Genomic DNA, 22994 nt, shown 5'->3' with positions numbered 1-22994 from the left:
CGGACGTGCTGGAACTCAGCCACGTGCACAAGGTGTACCGGGTGGGCGCGTTCGGCGGCGGCCGACTGCGCGCCGTCCGGGATGTCAGCCTGAAGGTGGAGCCCGGCGAGGTCGTCTCCCTCATCGGGGAGAGCGGCAGCGGCAAGAGCACCATCGGCAAGATGGTGCTGGGGCTGTTCAAGCCCAGCTCCGGGAGCATCACCTTCGACGGCACCGACATCACCACGATCCGGGGCCACACCGCCCGCAAGGCCTACTACCGGCGGGTGCAGGGGGTCTTCCAGGACCCGTTCAGCTCCTTCAACCCGATCTTCAAGGCCGACCGGGTGTTCGAGATGATCCGGAGCTCCTACTTCCCCGGCGTCTCGGACGCCGACTGGCGGGAGCGGGTGCTCAAGGCGATCGGCACGGTGCGCCTGGACCCGGACAACGTCCTGGGCAAGTACCCGCACCAGCTCAGCGGCGGCCAGATGCAGCGTCTGCTCATCGCGCGGGCGCTGCTGCTGGACGTGGACCTGCTGGTCGCCGACGAGGTGATCAGCATGCTGGACGCCTCCACCCGCATCGACGTGCTCAACCTGCTCGCCGACCTGAAGGAGCGGGGCCTGGGCATCCTGTTCGTCACCCACGACCTGTCGCTGGGCAACTACGTCAGCGACCGGTCGGTGATCCTGCGCAAGGGCGCCATCGCCGAGATGGGGCCCACGGCCAGGGTGTTCGAGAACCCGCTGCACCCCTACAGCCGCCACCTGCTCTCGTGCGTGCCCCAGCTGCACCGCACCTGGGCGGAGGTGGACGCCGAGCTGGCGGCGAACCCGCCGGACCACTTCGAGCTTCCGGTGGCCCCCGACGACGAGTCGGCGCCCCTGGTGGAGGCGGAGCGGGGTCACTTCGTCGGGATCGACCAGGGCTGAGATCGAGGACCGTCCCGGGGGAGGGACGCGGCATCCCCGTGCCCACGGGCGATGTCGCGCTTCTTCCCCTGGCGTACCTCGGATATTCCCCCGAGGTTCGTGCGTGTTGCCACACCGAAAACCCTCGCGATCCCAGAGGGCTGTGGTACGTTCGAGGTGATTGTTAGTCGTTGAATTTCGCAGTTGGTGTCTTGCCCGCGGAGTTTGTGACCGGCGGGCGGTTTCCCTGGGAAGTCGGCTCGCGGCAATTCTCGGGCGTGAGTCTGCGCCCGTTGTACACCGAGCTGAAGGAGACAATATGGCTCAGGGAACTGTGAAGTGGTTCAACGGCGAGAAGGGCTTCGGCTTCATCTCCCCCGACGACGGCGGCCCCGACGCTTTCGTTCACTACAGCGCGATCCAGGGTTCCGGCTTCCGTAACCTGGAAGAGAACCAGCGCGTGGAGTTCGACATCGTCACCGGCACCCGCGGCCCGCAGGCCGAGAACGTCGTCGCGATCTAAGTAGTATGACCTCCCGCTCCTCGGAGTGGGACCACATACCGCGGAGCCCCCGGAAGGTACGCCTTCCGGGGGCTTTTCCGTGTCCGGGGCCGGACCCGCGCGGTGCCGGCCACCCGGTGGCCGGCACCGCGCGGCCGTGCGCTCAGCCCGCCAGGAGCCGCTGCGTCCGGGCGCGGACCTCCGGTGTCTCCAGCCCCCGCACCGTCACCGTGGTGCGGCGTCGCAGCACGTCGTCGACGGTGACCGCCCACTCCCGATCGCGGGCGAACACCACCTGCGCCCACACGTCCGGTCCGTCCGGGTGGATGCGCTCACCGAGTGCGGGGTCCTCACGGATCATCGTGGCGATGTCCATGGCCAGGCTCCCGTAGTGGGAGGCCAGGTGGCGGGCCACCCGAGGATCCAACCGGGCCCCCGGCTCGCGGTCGATGATGATCCGCTGGGCGACCGCGTCGGGGCTGGCGAGCCCCGGGAGCGGGACGGTCCGCAGCGGGTCGGCCATCTCCTCGGCCAGCGGTACCGAGCGGACCTTGCGCAGTTCGGCCAGGACCGTCCGGCCGATGTGCCGGTAGGTCGTCCACTTGCCGCCGGCCACCGACAGCATGCCGCCCCGGCCCTGCGTCACCACGGTCTCGCGCTTGGCCGAACTCGTGTCGCCCGGCCCGCCCGGCAGCACCCGCAGCCCGGCGAACGAGTAGTCGATGTGCGCGGCGTCCAGGTAGGGGGCGTCGATGCCCAGTTCCGCCTCGCCCAGGATCTGCTCCACGTCGGAGGGCAGCACGGACACCTCGGCCGGGTCCCCGGTGTACTCCTCGTCGGTGGTGCCGAGCAGCAGCCGGCCCTCCCACGGGATGGCGAACGACACCCGGTGCCGGTCCACGGGGATGGTCAGCGCGGCCCGCCAGGGCTCCGGGGTGCGCAGTACCAGGTGCGCGCCCTTGGACAGGCGCACGCTCGGCGCGGCGTCGGGGTCCTCCATGGCGCGCAACCGGTCCACCCAGGGGCCGGTGGCGTTGAGGACCAGGCGCGCGTCGACGCCGAACTCCGTGCCGTCGGCCCGGTCGCGCAGTTCGGCCCCCGTGACCCGGCCGCGGACGCTGCGCAACCCCATGACCTCGGCGTGGTTGAGCACGACGGTCCCGGCGTCGACGGCGGCGCGCACGGTCATGATCGCCATGCGGCTGTCGTTCATCTGGTGATCGCCGTAGGCGGCGACCGACTTCAGACCCTCGGTGCGCAGCCCCGGGGCCAGGCGTGCGGCCTGGACGGGGGAGAGCAGCCGACCCATGCCGTCCCCGAACGCCGACAGCGCCGAGTACAGGAACACGCCCGCGCCCATCTTGGCGGCGCCGTGGGGGCCGCCCTCGTAGACGGGGACCAGGAACGGCAGCGGGTTGACCAGGTGCGGGGCCACGGTGGTGGCGAGGGAGCGGCGCTCGCGGTGGTTCTCGGCGACCAGCTTCAGGTTGCCGGTCTGGAGGTAGCGCAGTCCGCCGTGCACGAGCTTGGAGGAGGCGCTGGAGGTGGCCCCGGCGAAGTCCCCCGCGTCGACCATGGCGACCCGCAGCCCGGCCTGGGTGGCGGTCCACGCCACGGAGGTGCCGAGGATGCCGCCGCCGATGACGAGGAGGTCGAAGGTGCCGCGGGTGAGTTCCTCGCGGGTGCGCGCCCGGTCCGGGCGGCGCGGGTCGGTGTGCTCCGGCACCACGGAGGTGGTGTCGGGAGGTCCGGGGGTGATCGTCATGGCCGGGGACTCCGTCCGTTCGGAGGAATGGCTGTGCGACTGCCGGAACGGACTCCGCGTTCCGAACGTGTGTCGAACAGATCATACGACAATGCCGAACGCTGGTGAAGGCCAAGGGTGGATCCGCGCTGTTCGTCGGGCTCCTCGGGGTCCGCCCATGGTGCTGGTGTGCGCCGTCGTGACCGTTGGTACCCACGGGGTTTCACAGTGCTCTCGGTGTGCGTCATTGTCGAACATCGACGGATGTAGGGCGTCCGGCGGCGCTCCGCACGCGGGGCTCGGGGGGCGGGCCTCCCGGAGCGGGTCCGGAGCGCTGCGGGGAAGAGGGGGAGCGGCGGGGGAGTCTGAATTCCAGGAGCGTGGAAACGTCCATCTCGGTTTTCGTCGCGAGGTATGTGCCCGAACCTCGGATTCCTCGGATTGTCCCACTTGAGGGCCATCACCGGTCCTAGCATGAGGGCATCATGGCCACCAGGTACTCACCCACGATCCGTCGCCGACGCCTGTCCGTCGAGCTTCGCAGGATCCGGCTCACCGCCGGAAAGACCGGCGAGGAGGTCGCCCTCGCCGCCGGTCTGTCCAAGTCCACCTATTCCAACATCGAATCGGGGGTGAAGAAACGACCGAGGATCCGTGAGGTCCGGGCCGTCCTCGACGCCTGCGGGGTCCCCCCGGGCAAGGAGTACGACGAGATCCTCAACCTGTGCCGGCAGGCCCTCGACCGGGGCTGGTGGAGCCGCTACCGGGACGTGCTGGCCGGACGGTACGTCGGGTTCGAGACCGAGGCCCGCGTCATCAGCACCTGGCAGCCCCTCGTCCTGCCCGGGCTGCTCCAGACCCGCGGGTACATGCGGGTCACCGCCCAGTCCTGCCTGTCCGGGCCCCAGGACATCCGCCGCTTCACCGACGCGCGCCTGACCCGTCAACGGATCCTGGACGAGGAGGACCCTCCGCGCCTGTGGGCCGTCTTCGACGAGGGCGCCCTGCTGCGGTTGCGCGATCACCCCGAGGTCCTGGAGGAACAGGTCCGGCACATCGTGGAGATGGCCGCGCGACCCAACATCACCGTGCAGATGACGCTGGCCGACAGGCTCAACCCGGGTTCCGGCGGGCCCTTCGTGATCATGGACTTCCCCGACACCATCGACCCCACGGTGGTCTACCTGGAGACCGCCACCGACGGGATCTATCTGGAGGAGCCCGACGAGGTCGCCCGTTACCGCAACCTCGCCGAACACCTGCGCCTGGTCGCGCTGCGCCCCGGCGAGACCATCGACCATCTGCGAGAGAACCACCTGGAGGGGCGGAGTGTCCGATGCGGTCGACCCTGAACCGTCGTACCGGAAGTCCTCGCGCAGCCAGCCGAACCAGGGAGAGTGTGTGGAGGTCGCCGGGATCGCCGGCGGCCACGCGGTCCGGGACAGCGGACGCAGGGAGGGCCCGGTGCTCGTCTTCGGGACCCCCGCCTGGCACGCCCTCCTCACCGTTCTGAGGCGGGAATCGCGCGCCCCCCGCCCCCGGATCGGTGTACCGCGTCGGCCGGTTCCGGCCTCGTGCCGGCCGACGGCCGGTGAACGCGGTCGATGCGACGGGCGCCTCATCCCATGAGGGGGAGGGGGAACGGGGGGACGCGACGATGGGGGACCGTCGCACCGAGGGGAGGGATCGCCCACGCGGCGGAGGGTGAGGGACCACGCCCCGCCGCGGCGACGACTTCCACGGGATCGACCGGGCGACACCGCCGGGACGACGTCCGTCGGGTTCGCCCCGGACCGGGGCGGCGGATCCGACCCGCCGCCCCGCGGGAGAGCGCGGCGGGGGTTATCCGCCGAAACCGGTCAGTTTCCAGATCCAGGCACCCATGACACCGCCCACGAGCGGGGCCACCACGGGGATCCAGGCGTAACCCCAGTCCGAGGAGCCCTTGCCCGGGATGGGCAGCACCGCGTGCGCCAGCCGCGGGCCCAGGTCACGGGCCGGGTTGATGGCGTACCCGGTCGGGCCGCCCAGGGACAGACCGATGGCCAGCACCAGCAGACCCACCAGCAGCGGTGCGATACCGGTGGAGAACAGCGCCGACAGGTCGGCGTCGCCCTGCGTCACGTGCCCGGAGTTGGCGCCGATGCCCAGCACGCCCAGGACCAGCATCGCGGTGCCGACGACCTCGGTGACGATGTTGGCGATCGGGTTGCGCACACCGGGGGAGGTGCTGAACACGGCGAGCTTGGCCCCCGGGTCGTCGGTCTCCTTCCAGTGCGCGAAGTAGACCAGGTACACCAGCACGGCGCCGACGAACGCGCCGGCCAGCTGGGCCGCCATGTAGCCCGGGACCAGGCCCCAGTCGAACTCGCCGATGGAGGCCAGGCCCAGCGTCACGGCCGGGTTGATGTGCGCGCCACTGACGGTGCCGACCGTGTAGACGGCGACGGCGACCGCCATGCCCCAGCCGAGGGTGACGACGATCCAGCCCCCGCCGAGGGCCTTGGACTTGGAGAGGGAGACACCGGCGACGACACCGCCGCCGAGGAGGATGAGTATCGCCGTACCGACGAACTCCGCGAGATAAACCGTCATGATGACCTCCGCCCGCGTGGGGCAGTCGGGTCACGGGGGGTCGGTTCCGCCCAAGGGCACGGGCATAATCGAACACACCCGTCACAGGGAATGGGATGGGGTGGGGCCGCCCGGCAAGGCGGCCTCGGCCGCGCCCAGGGGCCGTGAGGTTCTCAGCCGATGCCCCTGGGTCGCGGTCGTCATGGGGTGGACGGGGGTGCCGCCCGGATCACTTCTCGTCGTGCTCCACCCAGTCGAGCGTGCGCTTCACGGCCTTGTTCCAGTTGTGGTACTCCCGCTCGCGCACGGCGGGCTCCATCTCGGGGGTCCACTCGGCGGCCTTGTGCCAGTTGGCGCGCAGCGTCTCCACGTCGGGCCAGTAGCCCACGGCCAGACCGGCGGCGTAGGCGGCGCCCAGGCAGGTGGTCTCGGCGACCATCGGGCGCACCACCTCGGCGTCCAGCACATCGGACAGGATCTGCATGAGCAGGTTGTCCGCGGTCATGCCGCCGTCCACCTTCAGGGAGGTCAGTTCGATCTTGGAGTCGGCGTTCATGGCGTCGACCACCTCGCGGGTCTGCCAGGCGGTCGCCTCCAGGACGGCGCGGGCGATGTGCCCCTTGTTGACGTAGCCGGTCAGACCGGTGATGACACCTCGGGCGTCGCTGCGCCAGTGCGGCGCGAACAGACCGGAGAAGGCGGGCACGAAGTAGCAGCCGCCGTTGTCCTCCACCGTGCGGGCCAGCGTCTCGATCTCCGGCGCGGTGGAGATCAGGCCCAGGTTGTCGCGCAGCCACTGCACGAGCGAACCGGTGACCGCGATGGACCCCTCCAGGGCGTAGACGGCGGGTTCGTCGCCGAGCTTGTAGCCGAGGGTGGTGAGCAGGCCGTTCTCCGAGGTCACCGGCTCGGTTCCGGTGTTCATCACCAGGAAGGTGCCGGTGCCGTAGGTGCCCTTGACGTCGCCCGGGTCGAAACAGGTCTGACCGAACAGGGCCGCGTGCTGATCGCCCAGGGAGGAGGCGACCGGGGTGCCCGCGAGGTGACCGCGGGCCTCACCGTAGACCTCCGAGGAGGACCGGATCTCCGGCAGTACGTTGGCCGGGACACCCATGGCGTCGAGGATCTCGGGGTCCCACTCCAGGGTGGACAGGTTCATCAGCATGGTGCGGCTGGCGTTGGTCACGTCCGTGACGTGGCGTCCGGTCAGCTTCCAGATGATCCAGGTGTCCATGGTGCCGAAGAGCACCTCGCCGCGTTCGGCGCGTTCGCGCAGGCCGTCGACGTTGTCCAGCAGCCAGCGGAGCTTGGGGCCGGAGAAGTAGGTGGCCAGCGGCAGGCCGGAGGCGGCGCGGAACCGGTCCTGGCCCCCGTCCGCGGCGAGCTCACGGACGAGGTCGTCGGTGCGGGTGTCCTGCCAGACGATGGCGTTGTGGACCGGCTCTCCGGTCTCCTTGTCCCAGACGACCGTGGTCTCGCGTTGGTTGGTGATGCCGATGGCGGCGATCTGGTCGGGCGTGATGTCGCTTTTTTCCAGGGCGTTCTTGACGACGACCTCGACGTTGGTCCAGATCTCTGCGGCGTCGTGCTCGACCCAGCCGGGTCGGGGGAAGATCTGCCGGTGCTCGCGCTGATCGACCGAGACGATACGTCCGTCCCGGTCGAAGAGGATGCAGCGACTCGATGTGGTGCCCTGGTCGATCGCGGCGACGTACTGCTGACTCATCGGATGCTCTCGCCTTCAGTGGAGGGCTCGGGAACGGGAACGGACACGCGCTGACAACGGGCTATAACCGCACGTTGTACGACATTGACGTATGAGTAGGCGCTAGTTTCATCCGCGTTTCCCACCCATGTCAAGACGGCGTGACGCAATCGTGTCGCGTGGGTCACGTACCCCCGCGGTCGCCGCGGCAACACGCCGGGGCATGGCGAAACGACCGCGCCGGAGTACCGGGGCGGTGAAGGCGCGGGGATCGCGCGTGATCAGTACGGGGTGGCGCCCAGCTCCCGGGATATGGCCCTGGCCGCGTCGCGCACGTAGGAGACCTGCTCCATGTCGGGCCGGCCGTCGGTGCCGCGCAGGCGCTCGACCGCGCCGCGCACCCCGATCGCCCCGACCGTCGTGCCCCGTCGATCGCGGATGGGGGCGGCGATGGAGACCTCGCCGTCCACCAGCTCCTCGACCTCCCACGCCCAACCGTTGTCGCGGACCTCCTCCAACTGCTTCTCCAGCTCGCCCGGGGAGGTGATGGTGTACCGGGTGAAGGAGGGCAGGACGATCGGACCGTCCTCGACGCTCGGGTCCTCCACCGGAGTGACCAGCGGGTCGAAGGCCATGAGGACCTTGCCGATCGCGGTGGCGTGAAGGGGCAGCAGCGTGCCCACGTCCAGGGTCTGCTGGGAGGCGTCCGGGCGGAACACGTGGTGCACCACGAGCACCTGGCCCTGATGCGGGGTGCCGATCCGCACGCTCTCACCGCTGCGCGAGGCCAGGCTGTCCGCCCAGTTCAGTGCCCGGGTGCGCAGCTCGTTGCCGTCGAGGTAACGGGTGCCCAGACTGAGCATCCCCCCGCCCAGGCGGTAACGGGCGGACTCGGGGTCCTGCTCGACGAAGCCCACGTGCTGCAGGGTGCGCAGGATGCCCAGGACGGTGCCCTTGGGCAGTTCCAGAGAACGGGAGATCTCCGCCAGACTCAGCCCGCGTGCGCCACCTGCCAGGAGTCGCAGGATGGCGGCCGCGCGTTCGATCGACTGGATTCTTCCCGGCATGGGGGTGCTACCACTCTCTATACGACAATGTCATACGCGAATGTTACTACGCGATGTGACGCCCACCACGGTGCGAGTATCGTCAGGCCGAGCGGGGGTGGCTCGACGGGTCGGATCAGTGTAGTCGCGGGGTGTACGGGGCCCGTGCCCGCCGTCCGCGCACGGCGGGCACCGGCGGGCCGCCCACCGTTCAGAGTTCGGTGGCCGCCTTGGCGATCGCCGTCGCCGCCTCCTCGACATCACGGTCGGTGATCTCCAGGTGCACCACCAGCCGGATCGTCTCCTCCCCGATGGCCAGGGCGCGCACCCCGTGCCGGGCGAACGCCTCGGCGTACGGGGTGGCCCGGCCCTCCGGGGTCGCCACCAGGACCATGTTCGTCCTCGCCCGCGCGCTCAGTCCGCGCACCCGGTCGATCCGCTCCGCCAGGGTCGCCGCCCGTGCGTGGTCCTCCACCATCCGCTCACGGTGCTCGCGCAGCGCGTACAGGGCACCGGCGGCGATGATGCCCGCCTGGCGCATCCCCGCGCCGAGCAGTTTCCGGGCCCGCCGGGCCCGGGCGATGGTGGCCGCGTCACCGGCCAGGGCCGAGCCCACGGGGGCGCCGAGCCCCTTGGAGAAGCACACCGACACCGAGTCGAACCCCTCGGCGACCTCGGCGGGGGAGACCTCCAGGGCCGCGGCGGCGTTCCACAGCCGGGCCCCGTCCAGGTGGGCGCGCAGCCCGTGCCGGTGCGCGAAGTCGGTCACCCGGCGCTGCTCCGCCAGGGGGACCACCCGCCCGGTGAAGGTGTTCTCCAGCCACACCAGCGCCGGTTCGGCCCGGTGGACGTCGCCGCGACCGGAGATCCACCGTTCCAACAGCGCCTCGGAGGGAACGTCGCCGTCGGAGTACAGCCGCGGCAGGGCCCGGGCCAGCACCGCCGTGGCGCCCTGCTCGTCCCCGATGAGGTGGTGGTGCTCGTGCGCCCACACCTCGTCACCGCTGCGGGTGGACACGTACAGGCCCAGCTGGTTGGCCATGTGCCCGGAGGTCACGTAGAGGGCGGCCTCCTTGCCGAGCAGCGCGGCGGTCTCCTCCTCCAGGGCGCGCACCGTGGGGTCCTCGCCGAACACGTCGTCGCCGACCTCCGCCTCGGCCATCGCCCGGCGCATGGCGTCGGTGGGTCGGGTGACGGTGTCCGAGCGCAGATCGATCATGGGGCTTCCTCGCGTGGGGCGGGTGGGATCCGTGCTCGACGATACTGCGCACCCCACCGGGCTCAGCCTCGGGATTCGATCCTTTCCAAGGCCTCCGTCAACAGGCGGAGGTGGGCCAGGGACTCCGCGAGGCCCTCCTCCCCGAGTTCGTCGACCAGGGTCCGGGCGAACCGGCGACGACCGGGGTCGATCGCGCGCAGGGCCGCCAGCCCCTCCTCGGTGGGCGCCAGCAGTTTGGCCCTGGCGTGAGCCGGGTTGGGCCGGTACTCGGCCGACCCCTGGGCCACCAACACGTCCGCGATGCGCTGGACGCTCTGCCGGGTGCTGCCGAGCCCACGGGCGATGGTCGACACCGGCAGCGGTTCGTTGATGACCGCGCCGAGCACCTGCCAGCGCGCGGCCGTCAGGCCCGCCGGTCCGGCCAGTTCCTCGGCCACCGAAAGGAAGAGGCCGTTGAGCCGAAAGACGGTGAGGGCGGCTCCGGTGAGCATTTCGGCGCTGGGATCGTCGGGCCGCGTCATGCTCAGGCCCCTTCCATGAGCGAGAAGTAGGCGCCGGCGTCGTGCTGGGCGTGCAGGCGGTACCAGGCGTCCAGGGTCCGGGGGGTGAACAGGTCCAGGGCCGCGAAGATCTCGCGGGCGAACTCGATCGGGGCGGTGGGGCCCGCGGTGATGAGGCCGTCGTCGGTGACCGCGAGGGAGTTCCGGTAGCGGTCGGCGCCCGCGTACCCCGTGGCCAGCAGGTACTCGGGGGCCGCGCTGGTGTGGTCGCGGTAGTCGAGCAGGCCCTCGCGGGCGAGCCCGGCGGTGGCCCCGCAGATCGCCGCCACGGGGACCCCCGCGTCGAGGAAGATCCCGGCGGCGGAGGCGAAGGGGGTCATGGCCTCGGGGTCCATGTCCCAGCTGCTCGCGCCGGGAAGGATCATCATCGAGCTGGTGGACGGCTTGAGCTGGTGCAGCGCGAGGTCGGGCAGAACGGTGAGGCCGCCCATGGTGGTCACGGGGGAGCCGGTCGGACCGACGGCCAGTACCTCGTAGCGACCGGGGGATCGCTGCCACTCGCCGCTGCGGATGGTGGAGACGGCATGGCCGATCTCCCAGTCGGCGAGCCCGTCGTAGACGGCGAGGTGGATGGTCTGCGTGCTCTCATCGTTCATGACAACATCCTGTCATCTTGACAGCATACTGTCAAGAGTGTGGAGCGAACGGGACTGAATGCGCGTCGACGTGCCGAAAGGCGCCATCTCATAATCTTCGGGCGATACGTCCCGAGGGCGTGTCGGCGCTTGAAGGGCATAGTGAACCATCCGAGCCCTCTTCTGCTTTTCCGGGCGGTGGGGAAAATCGGATAAACCCTGATCCCAAATTGGAGATCCTGGCTTCCTCGCAGGTCAGGTCGGGTTTGGTCGGCGCTTCGTCGTTCTGTTCGGAAGCGCTCCGTGCGGTCTTCGGAAGCGTTCCCGGATTTCCGAGTGCGGAAGATTCGGGCGAATGCGAGCGGAATGCGACCGGAGTGGGAGGCGGCGCCGGGAGGCGTGGGGCGTGTCGTAGATCACATCAGGGTGGGAACGCCCGTGTCGCCGGGGGTGGGAGTGGCCCAGGTCTCGCCCGGGTCACAGGGGTCGGCGCCGCGGTTCACAGATGCTCACAAATGGTATTACCATTTCGTCCACTCGGTCCGAGACCGGGTCGAGGTCGTGTCCTCCGACGACCCCGTCGCACCCTCGTCCGCCCATCGGAAGGCTCCGCTGTGGAGAACTTCACGCCCGTCTACGGCGCGGGTCCCCTCCTCGGGATCGCGGCCGGGGCCATCGCCCTGCTGCTGTTCCTGATCATCCGCCTGAGACTGCACGCGTTCATCGCCCTGGTCCTGGTCAGCGTGCTGACCGCGATCGCGGCGGGCATCCCCCTCTCCGGGATCATGCCGACCCTCCTCGGCGGGTTCGGCGGCACACTCGCCAACGTCGCGCTCCTGGTCGGCCTCGGCGTGATGCTCGGCCGCATGCTGGAGGTCACCGGCGGCGCCGCCGTGCTGGCCGGTTCGCTCATCAAGGCCTTCGGCGAGAAGCGGGCGCCGCTCGCCCTGGGTGTGACCTCGCTGCTCTTCGGCTTCCCGCTGTTCTTCGACGTCGGCCTCGTCGTCATGCTGCCGATCGTCTTCAGCGTGGCCCGCCGGGTCGGCGGCTCGGTGCTCACCTACACCCTGCCCACGGCCGGCGCCTTCGCGGTCATGCACGCCTTCGTGCCCCCGCACCCCGGGCCGGTCACCGCCGCCGTCGAGATCGGCGCGGACATGGGCCTGGTCCTGCTCATCGGCCTCCTCGTGGCCATCCCCACCTGGTACCTGGCCAGCTACCTGTTCGGTCTGTGGGTGGGCGGACGCATCGAGATCCCCGTGCCCGACGACGTCCTGTCCGACGGCACCGTCGTCCACGAGAACCCGCCGCGCCTGGGCACCGTCATCGGCCTGCTGCTCCTGCCGATGCTCCTGATCTTCTCCAACACCGGCGTCAGCACCCTCGTCGCCACCGGAGCAGCGCCCGAGGAGGCCCTGTGGGTGCAGGCCGCCGTGCTCGTCGGCCAGACGCCGATCGCCCTGCTCGTGACGGTGCTGGTCGCCATGGTCGTGCTGAGCCGGGGCCGGTTCACGCGCCAGGGTCTGGAGAAGCTCGTCGGCGAGGCCCTCGGGCCCGTCTGCGGCATCATCCTCATCACCGGTGCGGGCGGCATGTTCGGCATGGTGCTGCGCACCAGCGGCATCGGGGACGCGCTCGCCGCGAGCCTGGAGTCCACCGGAATGCCGGTCATCCTGGCCGCGTTCGTGATCGCGCTGGCGCTGCGGGTCGCCCAGGGTTCGGCCACCGTGGCCATCACGACGGCCGCCGGGCTCATCGCCCCGGCCGTCCACGCCACCTCCGGACTGTCGTCGATCGACCTGGCCCTGATCGTCATCGCCATCGCCTCCGGCGCCACCGCCCTGTCGCACGTCAACGACTCCGGATTCTGGCTGGTGGGCCGGTTCCTGGGCATGGACGTCAAGACCACGCTGAAGACCTGGACGGTGATGGAGACCCTCATCGGCTTCATCGGGTTCGGTCTGGCGTTCGGCCTCAGCCTGGTGCTGTAGTGCGCGGGGGACGGCCCGGCTCAGACGGGGACGTCGTCCTCGTCGGACTTGGTCGGGTCGTCCTCCAAGGCCTCGACGACCTCGGTGACGATGGCGCGCATCCCCGCCTCGGCCACGTCGGGCAGCCCGTCGCGGATGGCCTGGGCGACCGCCTTGTGCAACCGCAGCGCCTCCGGGCGCGGGTGGCGGGGCATGAGATCGTAGGAGGTCCGCCCGACGAGGACCTCCGACACCACCTGGGACAGGCCCACGAGCATCTCGTTGCCCGACAGCTCCAGGATGCGGCGGTGGAAGGCGATGTCGAGTTCGAGGAAGGTCTCCAGGTCGCCGGCGCGTCCGGCGCGGGCCATCTCGTCGGCCACGATCACCAGGCGGGACCGCTCTGCGGCGGGGCCCCGCACGGCGGCCAGGGCGGCCGCGCCGGGTTCGACGGCGGACCGGAGTTCGTTGAGGGAGCGCAGCTGCTCCATGCGGCCCGAACCGGCCAGCCGCCAGCGGATCAGCTGCGGGTCGAAGATGTTCCAGTCCCGCAGGGGGCGCACCCGGATCCCCGTCCGGGGCCTGCTGATCACCAGCCGCATCGACTCCAGCACCCGCACCGCCTCCCGGGCCACGGTCCGGGAGACCCCGAAGTCCTCCTCCAGCCCCTGAAGGGTGAACGTGTGCCCGGTGGCGTACTCGCCCGCGGCGATGGCGGGCCCGAGGACCGCCAGCACCCGGTTGTGCAGTGTGCGGTGATCAGTGGCCATCGTTCTCCCTGTTTCGGCCGGGGGTCAGGCTGAAGCCTAGCCGGATTGATTGATATCACTATTAGTGGTGGCACTTGCGGTCGCGCAGGTCCCCACGACACGGAGAAACCATGCACTTTGTCTTCATGGGCGTCTCGGGCAGTGGCAAGACCACCGTCGCCGAGCGTGTGGCGCACGAACTCGAACTCCCCTTCGCCGAGGCGGACGTCTTCCATCCCCGGGCCAACATCGAGAAGATGGCGGCGGGTGTCCCGTTGACCGACGAGGATCGGTGGCCCTGGCTGCGCCGACTCTCGGAGTGGGTCGCCGCGCACGAGGCCCTGGGCGAGTCCACGGTGATGGCCTGCTCCGCGCTCAAGCGCTCCTATCGGGACGTGCTGCGCGAAGGTGCGCCGGGAGTGCGCTTCCTGCACATGCACGGGCCGTCCGAGGTCATCTGGAATCGGATCGCCGCGCGGGCCGACCACTTCATGCCGCCCGCGCTGCTGCGCTCCCAGTTGGAGACCCTGCAACCACTGGACCCGGACGAGGCGGGACGCGAGTTCGACGTGCGCCTGGACGCGGACGCCCTCACGCGGGAGTCGCTGGCCTGGGTCGAGGCGGCGTTGGCTGCGGCGGACACCATCTGACCTGCCATCTTGCGCGGGGGATGACGGCACGGGACCCTTTCGTCATGCAAGATTCCGTTTCGTCCCCCGCGACCTCTCCTGTGCGGCCCCCGCTGGACGTGCGGCAGACGTGTGTCCTGATGTTCGTCGCCGCCCCTGTGTACGGCCTGCTGGGCTACCTGACCTGGTCGTTGTTCGCGGCCGACGTGCCCGAGGGGGTGGTGGGCGACCTGTGGATCCTCCTCGCCCTCACGATCCTGGCGGGCGCCGCCTCGGCCGCTCTGGCGGTGCCGGTCCGTCGCGGTGACCACGCCCTGTGGCGCGTGTCCCAGGCGATCGCCCTGTGCGCGCTCGGCGTCGCCCTGTTCGCGCTGTACATCTCCTCGAAGCTCGCGGTGACGCCGCTGCTCATGGGGGCGCTGCTCGCGGCGGTCACGGCCATCATGATCAACATCGCCCTGTGGAGCACCGAGGTCCGTCGTTGGTGCGTCGGGGCACCGAAGGCCTCCACCGCACCCCGCCCCGCCCCGATCCCCGTTCGGACCACCACCCCTGCGGTCGAGCCCGGTTCCTCGACCGCCCAGGTCACCTCCGCCGCCTGGAGCGGTGCCTCCGACCCGGACACCCCGGTCGGTCCCGAGGCCTTCGTGAAGGAGGCCGCCTCCGGAACCTCCGCCGACGTGTCCGAGTCCTCCGCCGAGGTCACCTCCGCCACCTGGGGTGATGGCCCCGAGTCGGACACCCCGGTCGGTCCCGCGTCCTCCGCCTCCACCCGGACCGCCGCCCCGGACGTGTCCGCCGAGCCGGAGAACCCCGCCGAGGTCACCTCCGCCGCCTGGAGCGGGGCCCCCGACACGGACGCGCCCGTCCCCTTCGTCCCGGACCCGAAGGACGAGGGCACCACGGGGTTCGTGTGGAACGTGGATCCGGTCGAGGACGTCGCGCCCTCCACGGTCGCCGTGCCTCCCACCACCGAGAAGAAGCCCGAGGAGGCGGGGTTCGTGTGGAACATGGACCCGGTCGAAGGGATCGACGCGTCCTCGGGCACCGAGCCCGACGACGCCGTTCTCGCCGCCGCGGTCGTCGCCGAACCGACGGAATCCTCCGAGAGGGACCTCACCGGAGGTTCCGAGTCCGCCGCGTCCCCCGTCGGCATTGCCACGGGTGATGCTGCCGAGGAGGATGCGACCTCAGAGGCCACTGTGATCATTGATGAGCCTGTGATGTCCGGTGCCGATGGTGCCACCGAGACGGACGCCTTCGCCGAGAAGCCGTCCGCCGCCGACAACGCCACCGACCTCACCGGCGCCCCCGGACCCACTGAGGAGCCCGGACCGGTCGAGGCGCCCTCCGCTCACGCGGCCGGCTCCGCCGCCGAGGAGGCCGAGGGGTCCCCGACGACCGACACCGACGCCTCCGCCGAGGAGCCGTCCGAGAACGAGGCCGCGTCCGCCGACGCGACCGAGGACACGACCGTTGGGAGCACCGGGCCCGCTGCCGCGGATGAGCGCTCCGAAGTCGGTGCCTCGGGCGCCGTCGAGACGGCCGATGGGTCCCTGGCGACCGGCGCCGACGGGGCCGCGAAGGCCACTGTCCCCGCTGGAGGAGGCGCGTCCACCGAGGCCTCCCGCACCGCTGGCACGGCGCCGGAAGCCGACGCGAAGGAGGGGGCCGAGTCTGTCGGGGCCGAGGTGGCCTCTGCGGCCGCCGATGGTCCGACCTGGTCCGACGCCTCCGCCGAGAAGGGCGAGGCCACGGCCCCCGCGACCGCCGATGACGAGGGGTCCGCGACGGATGAGGCCGCCGCCACCCCCGAGCCGGCGAGCGACCCGGACGGGTCCGATGGTGCGGCCGGGGCCGAGGCCGGGAAACCCTCGGCGAAGAAGAAGTAGAAGCCGACGTCCATGACCGAGGGGCCGACGACGTCGGCCCCTCGGTGCGTTCGGATGATGGGCCGGAGCGGATGGAGCGCCCCGGGGATGGTCAGTCCTCGCCGTCGGCGAGGGAGTGCAGACGCGCCAGGTGGTCGCCGTCGTCGTCGCCGTGGCGGTCCACGTAGGCGTCGCGTGCCTCGTCGGCGATGTCGGTGCTCTCGTCCTCGAACCCGTAGTCGACGAGGTCGTCGAGCAGGTCGATGGCCCGGTGCAGCGCGTCGTCGTCATCGGGCGCCTCCTCGGGGAGGTGCTGCACGATGGCGGCGAAAAGGAGCGCGCGGGCCTCGTCCACGGCGCTCTCCGAGCCGGCGGCGGCCGTCAACCGGATCCGTGTGATGGGGTCGTCGTCAGCGGCCAACATGAGCTGTTCGGCCAGCCAGGCGCTGTCCTGGCCTTCGAGGAACGCGGTCAGCGCCGCGTCGTCAAGGGGAGTGGTCACCCCGAGATCATAGGCCCGGGGCGAGGCCCCCCGATCCCGTCGACCGAGGGCCCGAGAAGGACAAAAAGGTCATTCATCCCATGATCCAATATTGCGTCTCGTTATTGTTCCCGAAACATCGAAAAAGATGGCGGGCGTGTTACCCCATGCCTCCCATGCGCCTCCGCATGCCCCTTCGGATACGCGGGTATCGGACTTTTGGTCCTCGTTGAACAGCACGGTCAACAAAACGCGCCTATGGATCACGCCACAGATCTGAAACGGTTGTATTAATACCCGGACGTCTATCTTCCCAGTTGGTGGGAGCCGGGACTAGGGTCCACTCAATCGACCCCCGGGCACATCAGCCCACCCCCCACAGAGGTGGACATGTTCACGAAGACTTCCAGGAAACCGCTGGCCCTGCTGGCCTCAGCGGCGTCCGTCGCGCTGTTGGCCACAGCGTGCGCGGAGAGCGAGCGCGACCCCGACGCCGACACTTCGGCACCGTTCGTATTCGGTTCCGCCGGCGACATCAAATCCCTCGACCCGTTCCTCGCGAGCGATGGCGAGACCTTCCGCTACAGCCGCCAGGTCTTCGAAACCCTCCTCGAACACGAATCCGGCGGCAGCGACATCGTCGGCGGCCTGGCCGAGGACTGGGAGCAGTCCGAAGACGGCACCGTGTGGACCTTCCACCTGCGCGACGGCGTCACCTTCCACGACGGCGACGCCATGAACGCCGAGGCCGTCTGCGCCAACTTCGACCGCTGGCACAACCTCAGCGGCCCGTGGCAGAGCTCCAACAACTCCTATTACTGGCAGGCCATCTTCGGCGGCTTCGCCGACAACGAGGACGAGGGCCTGCCCGACTCCCGGTTCGTCTCCTGTGAGGCCACCGACGAGCTCACCTCCGTCATCACCATCTCGCAGTACTCCTCCATCTTCCCGGGCGGCTTCAGCCTCGCCGCGTTCGGCATCATGAGCCCCACCACCCTGGAGGCCATCGCCGACGCCGAGATCACCGGTGAGGAGGGCGACTACAGCCTGCCCGAGTACACCAGCGTCCCGGGCACGGTCGCCGGCACCGGACCCTTCACCATCGGTGAGTGGAACCGGGACCAGGCCGAGATCACCCTCGATCGCTTCGACGACTACTGGGGCGACCCCGCCGGCTTCGACACCCTGATCCTGCGGGCCATCCCCGACGAGACCGCCCGCCGCCAGGCGCTGGAGGCCGGCGACATCCACGGTTACGACCTGGTCGCCCCCGCGGACGTCGAGCCCCTCGTCGAGGCCGGTTTCCAGGTCCCGACCCGTGACGTGTTCAACGTCCTCTACCTCGCCTTCCAGCAGGAGACCAACGAGGATCTGGGCGACATCGAGGTCCGCCAGGCCCTCGCCCACGCGGTCAACCGCCAGCGCATCGTCGACACCATCCTCCCGGCCGGCGGCGAGGTGGCCACGCAGTTCCACCCCGACACCCTCGACGGCTGGTCGGAGAACGTGACCACCTACGACTACGACCCCGACCGCGCCCGGGAACTGCTGGCCGACGCCGACCAGGAGGACCTGACCCTCGACTTCTGCTACCCGACCGAGGTCACCCGCCCCTACATGCCCGCTCCGCGTGACATCTTCGACGTCATCACCGCGGACCTGGAGGACGTCGGCATCACCGTCGAGGCCAAGTCCTACGAGTGGACCGAGTACATCGGCCGGACCAACAGCGGCGAGTGCTCGCTGTACCTGCTGGGCTGGACCGGCGACTACAACGACGCCTACAACTTCCTCGGCACCTGGTTCTCCGTGAAGAACGACGCCTGGGGCATGGACGAGCCCGAGCTGTTCGAGGCCATGGCCGACGCCAGCGGCAACCCGGACGCCGAGGAGCGCATCGAGGCCTACAAGGGCCTGAACGAGCAGATCATGGAGGTCCTTCCGGGTCTGCCGATCTCCAGCTCCCCGCCCTCCATCGCGTTCGCCCCGAACGTCAACCCCCCGAACGTCAGCCCGCTGACCCAGGAGAACTTCTCCGAGGGCTCCTGGCAGGAGGACTAGGCACCCACCGGCCCCGTACCCCGGGGCCCGGGAACCCCCCTCCCGCACCGCGGGAGGGGGAGGGCCCGGCCGATCCGTCCCCCGGTCGGCCGGGCCCGACGATGTCACCCCCGCCCCACCCCGCGGGGAACCATCCCCACTCCACTGGCGAAAGGCGGCGAAGGTGCTGCGATTCCTCGTCAGGCGTACCCTCCAACTGATCCCGACCCTCGGCGGTCTGTCGATCCTGTTGTTCATCTGGCTCCAACGCCTACCCGGCGGGCCGGAGTACGCCCTCCTCCCCGACGACGCGACAGCCGAACAGCGAGCCCAACTGCGGCGCTCCCTCGGACTGGACGAACCCCTCACGGTCCAGTACCTGGCGTTCCTGCGCAACATCCTCCAGGGCGACCTGGGCACCTCCATCCAGACCGGACGCCCGGTCGTGGAGGAGTTCTTCACCCGCTTCCCGGCCACGTTCGAACTGGCGATCACCGCGATGCTCATGGCGATCGCCGTGGGCATCCCCCTCGGTTACCTCGCCGCCCGCCGACGCGGCGGTGTCCTGGACTTCGCCGCCGTCGGCGGCTCCCTTCTCGGCATCTGCACGCCGGTGTTCTTCCTCGCCTTCATCCTCAAGGTGATCTTCGCCGAGCGCCTGGGCCTGTTCCCGTCGGCCTTCCGGCTCTCCCCGGGACTGAACCGCACCGACCTGAGCGGCTTCGTCGTCCTCGACGGCCTGCGCACCGGTGAACTCGACGTCGTGTGGGACGCCCTGATGCACCTGGCGCTCCCCGGCCTGGCCCTGGCCTCCATCCCCCTCGCCGTCATCGTCCGCATGACACGCGCCAGCGTCCTGGAGGTCCTCGAAGAGGACTACGTGCGCACCGCCGACGCCAAGGGCCTGCACCGCCGGACCGTGCGCGGCCGACACGTGCTGCGCAACGCGATGCTGCCGGTCGTCACCGCCATCGGTCTGCTCACCGGAAGCCTGTTCGCGGGCGCGGTCCTCACCGAGAGCGTGTTCGCGTTCCCCGGCGTCGGCTCGTTCGTGTACGGGGCCACCCAGACCCGTGACTACCCGGTCCTCACCGGGTTCATCCTGCTCATCGCCACCATGTACGTGTTCATCAACCTGCTGGTGGACATCTCCTACAGCCTCCTCGACCCGAGAGTGCGGGCCCAGTGATGCCGACGACACCGAGTGCGCACAACCCGGAGGGGTCACCCGTCCCGGACGCCGAGTCCGCCGGCACGGGCGGCACCGCCCTGCTGGGCCGCAAGGCCGCCAAGATCGACCGGCTCGCCGAACTCATGGGACCGCGCGACGAGGGGACCCACGGCGCCGGCATCTGGCGCACCGCGTTCTCCCGGCTGCGCCGCAGCCCCATGGCGATCACCGGCGCGATCATCGTCGCCGGGTTCGTCGTCGTCGCCCTGTTCGCCCCGCTCCTCGCCCCCTACGCCCCCACCGCGCAGACCTGGGGCGACGAGGTCTTCCCCAACCAGAACATCTTCGTGGGCCCGCGCGCCGAGAACTGGCTGGGCCTGGACAACCTGGGCCGCGACCAGTTCTCCCGCATGGTCATCGGCGCCCGCCAGACCCTCCTGGTCGGTGTCGTGGCCACCCTCGTCGGCTTCGGCGTGGGCGCCCTGCTCGGCGGCACCGCCGGTGCCGCGGCCACCCTCGGCGGTCGTTGGGGCCGGACGATCGACAACGCCATCATGCGCGTCATCGACATGATGCTGGCGCTGCCCACCCTGCTGCTCGCCGTCACCGTCGCGGCCCTGATCGGCCCCAGCCTCACCACGGTCATGCTCGCGGTCGGCATCGCCCAGGTGCCGATCTTCGCCCGCCTGCTGCGCGGCGCGATGATCTCCCAGGGCAACCGCGACTACGTCCTCGCCGCCCGGGCGCTGGGGGTCCGCAAGCACAAGATCGCCCTCACGCACATCCTGCCCAACTCCCTGGGGCCGGTGATCGTGCAGTCCACCCTCACCCTGGCCACCGCCATCATCGACGCGGCCGCCCTGTCCTACCTGGGCCTGGGCAACCCCGATCCCTCCTTCCCCGAGTGGGGGACGATGCTCGCCGACGCGCAACGGTTCCTCTCCAGCGCGCCCCAGCTGGCCGTCTACCCGGCCCTGGCCATCATCGTCACCGCCCTGGGCTTCACCCTGCTCGGTGAGGCGATGCGCGAGGCCCTCGACCCGAAGCTGAGGAAATGACCATGGGTTCCAGCACACCGCTGCTCGCGGTCGAAGAACTGTCCGTCGTGTTCGGCGGACGCGGCTCCGACGAGGTCCGGGCCGTGGACGGGGTCTCGTTCACCCTCGAAGAGGGCAAGGTCACCGGCCTGGTCGGGGAGTCCGGCTGCGGTAAGAGCGTCACCTCCCTGGCCCTCATGGGCCTGCTCCCCCCGCGCGGGGTGCGGGTGGGCGGTTCCGCCCTCCTGAACCTGCCCGAGGGCGAGGTCGACCTGCTGAAGCTGTCGCCCAAGCGGATGCGCGACCTGCGCGGATCCCGGCTGGCGATGATCTTCCAGGATCCGCTCAGTTCCCTGAACCCGGTGGTCCCCATCGGCCGCCAGGTCACCGAGATCCTCAACCGCCACCGGGGCATGCGGGGATCGGCCGCGGAGAAGGAGGCCGCCGACCTGCTCCAACGGGTGGGCATCCCCGACCCCGAACGGCGCCTCAAGGAGTACCCGCACCAGCTCTCCGGCGGCATGCGCCAACGCGCCCTCATCGCGATGGCGGTGGCCTGTCGTCCCCGGGTGATGATCGCCGACGAACCCACCACCGCCCTCGACGTGACCATCCAGGCGCAGATCCTCGAACTCCTCAAGGACCTGGTGACCGAGGAGGGCACCGCGCTGCTCATGATCACCCACGACCTCGGCGTGGTGGCCGGGCTGTGCGACGACATCAACGTCCTGTACGCGGGGCGCGCGGTGGAGACCGCTCCGCGCGCCCCGCTGTTCGCCGGTCCCACCCATCCCTACACGGTCGGGCTGCTCGGGTCGATCCCCCGACTCGACGCGCCCCGAGGGGAACCGCTCACCCCGATCCGCGGGTCGGTCAACGACAACATCGCCTGGCACGACGGGTGCGCGTTCGCGCCCCGCTGCGATCACTACACCCTGGAATGCCTGGAGGGGCCGCCCGCCCTGGTCCACACGGACGACGGCGTCCACGCGTACCGGTGCGTCAACCCCGTCCGGCACGCCGACGTGGCGGACCGGGCCGTTCTGGAGAGCCCGTCCGTGGTGGGCGACGAGGAGGAGTCGGCATGAGCCTGTTGCGGATCGAGGACCTCAAGGTCCACTTCCCGATCAGACGGGGCGTCGTGTTCGACCGCACCGTCGGCCACGTCTACGCGGTGGACGGGGTGAGCCTGAGCATCGAACGCGGCACCACCTACGGTCTCGTGGGGGAGTCCGGCTGCGGCAAGACCACCCTGGGCCGGGCGGTGCTGCGCCTGGTCGACATCACCTCCGGCGCGGTCGTCCACGAGGGCCGCGACCTGGCCTCGCTGAGCGACGAGGAGATGCGACGGGAGCGCCGCAACCTCCAGATGGTCTTCCAGGACCCGTTGGGCAGCCTCAACCCCCGGCAGAACATCGGCTCCATCCTCATGGAGGGCTTGCAGACCCACGGGATCGGCGGCCCCACCGACGAGGAGGCCGCCTCGATGAGCGGGCGGGAGCGCCGGGCGGCCGTCCTCGCCGACCGGCGGCGACGGGTGACCGGGGCGTTGGAGCGGGTCGGGCTGTCCGCCAAGGCGCTCACCCGCTACCCGCACGAGTTCTCCGGCGGCCAGCGCCAGCGCATCGGGATCGCCCGCGCCCTGGTCCTGGAACCCGACCTCATCATCTGCGACGAACCCGTCTCGGCACTGGACGTGTCCATCCAGGCGCAGGTGCTCAACCTGCTGGAGGAACTCCAGGGGGAACTGGGGCTGACCTACCTCGTCATCGCCCACGACCTGGCGGTGGTCCGCCACGTCAGCGACACGGTGGGCGTCATGTACCTGGGGTCGCTGGTGGAGGAGGCGCCCAGCGACATGCTCTACGAGACGCCGCTGCACCCCTACACCCGGTCGCTGATGTCGGCGGTCCCGGTACCGGACCCGAAGGTGGAGGACACCCGCGAGCGCATCCTCCTGGCCGGGGACCTGCCCTCGCCGGCGAATCCGCCGACCGGCTGCCGGTTCCACACCCGGTGCCCGTGGCGGCAGGAGGAGCTCTGCGACACCGACCGCCCCGAGCTGCGGCCGATCAACGGCGACGGGCACCGGGTGGCCTGCCACCACGCCGAGCGGATCCTGGCCGGGGAGATCCACCCGAGCGAGGAACGCGCCGCCCGCATCGTGCACGGCGCGGCGGGCTGACCCGCGCCGGTGGCGGGCGGGAAGAGCGCGCCCGCCACCGGTT

21 protein-coding genes are annotated in these 22994 nt (G+C 70.4%); 12 read left to right on the top strand and 9 right to left on the bottom strand.

What is annotated here, in order from left to right; all coding sequences use genetic code 11:
* Positions 1-5 precede the first annotated feature (5 nt).
* Together PWG71_RS05970 and PWG71_RS05965 are read left to right on the top strand one after the other, a co-directional pair.
* On the top strand, positions 6-914 hold the full coding sequence (locus PWG71_RS05970) for an ATP-binding cassette domain-containing protein (RefSeq protein ID WP_274808521.1): 909 nt from the start codon (positions 6-8) through the stop codon (positions 912-914).
* Positions 915-1212: 298 nt separating this feature from the next.
* A complete protein-coding gene (locus PWG71_RS05965; protein ID WP_274808520.1) occupies positions 1213-1416 on the top strand; it encodes a cold-shock protein in 204 nt (67 codons plus the stop codon).
* 142 nt (positions 1417-1558) lie between these two features.
* On the opposite strand, the gene PWG71_RS05960 is transcribed toward PWG71_RS05965, so the two are convergent.
* The gene (locus tag PWG71_RS05960) at positions 1559-3160 is read right to left on the bottom strand and encodes a glycerol-3-phosphate dehydrogenase/oxidase (RefSeq protein ID WP_274808519.1); all 1602 of its coding nucleotides are present in this window, start codon (positions 3158-3160) and stop codon (positions 1559-1561) included.
* A gap of 464 nt (positions 3161-3624) precedes the next feature.
* Here PWG71_RS05960 and PWG71_RS05955 point away from each other — a divergent pair, with 464 nt between their 5' ends.
* On the top strand, positions 3625-4491 hold the full coding sequence (locus PWG71_RS05955) for a helix-turn-helix domain-containing protein (RefSeq protein WP_274808518.1): 867 nt from the start codon (positions 3625-3627) through the stop codon (positions 4489-4491).
* Positions 4469-4768 (top strand): DUF397 domain-containing protein, encoded by a 300-nt coding sequence (locus tag PWG71_RS05950; RefSeq protein ID WP_274808517.1) that lies wholly within the window; start codon positions 4469-4471, stop codon positions 4766-4768. Before PWG71_RS05955 ends, PWG71_RS05950 begins: the two co-directional genes overlap by 23 nt.
* A 213-nt stretch (positions 4769-4981) precedes the next feature.
* Here PWG71_RS05950 and PWG71_RS05945 read toward each other — a convergent pair whose 3' ends face one another.
* The 6 genes from PWG71_RS05945 to PWG71_RS05920 all read right to left on the bottom strand — a co-directional run bounded on the left by PWG71_RS05945 (position 4982) and on the right by PWG71_RS05920 (position 10839).
* The gene (locus PWG71_RS05945; protein WP_274808516.1) at positions 4982-5734 is read right to left on the bottom strand and encodes an MIP/aquaporin family protein; all 753 of its coding nucleotides are present in this window, start codon (positions 5732-5734) and stop codon (positions 4982-4984) included.
* Positions 5735-5942: 208 nt separating this feature from the next.
* Positions 5943-7439, bottom strand: a complete 1497-nt coding sequence (gene glpK, locus PWG71_RS05940) for a glycerol kinase GlpK (RefSeq protein ID WP_274808515.1) — start codon at positions 7437-7439, stop codon at positions 5943-5945.
* 260 nt (positions 7440-7699) lie between these two features.
* On the bottom strand, positions 7700-8485 hold the full coding sequence (locus PWG71_RS05935; protein WP_274808514.1) for an IclR family transcriptional regulator: 786 nt from the start codon (positions 8483-8485) through the stop codon (positions 7700-7702).
* A 190-nt stretch (positions 8486-8675) separates the two neighbouring features.
* The gene (locus PWG71_RS05930; RefSeq protein ID WP_274808513.1) at positions 8676-9683 is read right to left on the bottom strand and encodes a threonine aldolase family protein; all 1008 of its coding nucleotides are present in this window, start codon (positions 9681-9683) and stop codon (positions 8676-8678) included.
* A gap of 62 nt (positions 9684-9745) precedes the next feature.
* Entirely contained in the window at positions 9746-10204 is a 459-nt protein-coding gene (locus PWG71_RS05925; RefSeq protein ID WP_274808512.1) for a MarR family winged helix-turn-helix transcriptional regulator, read from the bottom strand.
* Between the two features lie 2 nt (positions 10205-10206).
* Positions 10207-10839 (bottom strand): DJ-1/PfpI family protein, encoded by a 633-nt coding sequence (locus PWG71_RS05920; RefSeq protein WP_274808511.1) that lies wholly within the window; start codon positions 10837-10839, stop codon positions 10207-10209.
* Between the two features lie 593 nt (positions 10840-11432).
* Between PWG71_RS05920 and PWG71_RS05915 the strand changes: the two genes are divergently transcribed.
* Positions 11433-12809, top strand: coding sequence for a GntP family permease (locus PWG71_RS05915; RefSeq protein ID WP_274808510.1), 1377 nt, complete (start codon positions 11433-11435; stop codon positions 12807-12809).
* Between the two features lie 20 nt (positions 12810-12829).
* Here the strand turns inward: PWG71_RS05915 and PWG71_RS05910 are convergent, their stop codons facing one another.
* Positions 12830-13558 (bottom strand): FadR/GntR family transcriptional regulator, encoded by a 729-nt coding sequence (locus PWG71_RS05910; protein WP_274808509.1) that lies wholly within the window; start codon positions 13556-13558, stop codon positions 12830-12832.
* A gap of 110 nt (positions 13559-13668) precedes the next feature.
* Here PWG71_RS05910 and PWG71_RS05905 point away from each other — a divergent pair, with 110 nt between their 5' ends.
* Entirely contained in the window at positions 13669-14187 is a 519-nt protein-coding gene (locus PWG71_RS05905; protein WP_274808508.1) for a gluconokinase, read from the top strand.
* A 44-nt stretch (positions 14188-14231) separates the two neighbouring features.
* Positions 14232-16058 (top strand): hypothetical protein, encoded by a 1827-nt coding sequence (locus tag PWG71_RS05900; protein WP_274808507.1) that lies wholly within the window; start codon positions 14232-14234, stop codon positions 16056-16058.
* 91 nt (positions 16059-16149) lie between these two features.
* Here the strand turns inward: PWG71_RS05900 and PWG71_RS05895 are convergent, their stop codons facing one another.
* Positions 16150-16539 carry a hypothetical protein gene (locus tag PWG71_RS05895; RefSeq protein ID WP_274808506.1) on the bottom strand — a complete coding sequence of 130 codons (390 nt, stop codon included), beginning with the start codon at positions 16537-16539 and terminating at the stop codon, positions 16150-16152.
* A 369-nt stretch (positions 16540-16908) separates the two neighbouring features.
* Here PWG71_RS05895 and PWG71_RS05890 point away from each other — a divergent pair, with 369 nt between their 5' ends.
* The 5 genes from PWG71_RS05890 (at position 16909) to PWG71_RS05870 (ending at position 22951) form a co-directional block, all read left to right on the top strand.
* A complete protein-coding gene (locus PWG71_RS05890; RefSeq protein WP_274808505.1) occupies positions 16909-18579 on the top strand; it encodes an ABC transporter substrate-binding protein in 1671 nt (556 codons plus the stop codon).
* Between the two features lie 163 nt (positions 18580-18742).
* On the top strand, positions 18743-19747 hold the full coding sequence (locus PWG71_RS05885) for an ABC transporter permease (RefSeq protein WP_274808504.1): 1005 nt from the start codon (positions 18743-18745) through the stop codon (positions 19745-19747).
* Positions 19747-20787: an ABC transporter permease gene (locus PWG71_RS05880; protein WP_274808503.1), complete on the top strand. Its 1041-nt coding sequence runs from the start codon at positions 19747-19749 to the stop codon at positions 20785-20787. Before PWG71_RS05885 ends, PWG71_RS05880 begins: the two co-directional genes overlap by 1 nt.
* 2 nt (positions 20788-20789) lie before the next feature.
* Positions 20790-21854: an ABC transporter ATP-binding protein gene (locus PWG71_RS05875; protein ID WP_274808502.1), complete on the top strand. Its 1065-nt coding sequence runs from the start codon at positions 20790-20792 to the stop codon at positions 21852-21854.
* On the top strand, positions 21851-22951 hold the full coding sequence (locus PWG71_RS05870; RefSeq protein ID WP_274808501.1) for an ABC transporter ATP-binding protein: 1101 nt from the start codon (positions 21851-21853) through the stop codon (positions 22949-22951). Before PWG71_RS05875 ends, PWG71_RS05870 begins: the two co-directional genes overlap by 4 nt.
* The last annotated feature ends 43 nt before the right edge of the window (positions 22952-22994 follow it).

Origin of the sequence: Nocardiopsis sp. N85 (genome assembly GCF_028882275.1) — a bacterium.
Classification (GTDB): Bacteria; Actinomycetota; Actinomycetes; order Streptosporangiales; family Streptosporangiaceae; genus Nocardiopsis; species Nocardiopsis lambiniae.
Note: the sequence above shows the minus strand (reverse complement) of the source record. Positions and strands in the feature narration are given on the sequence as shown.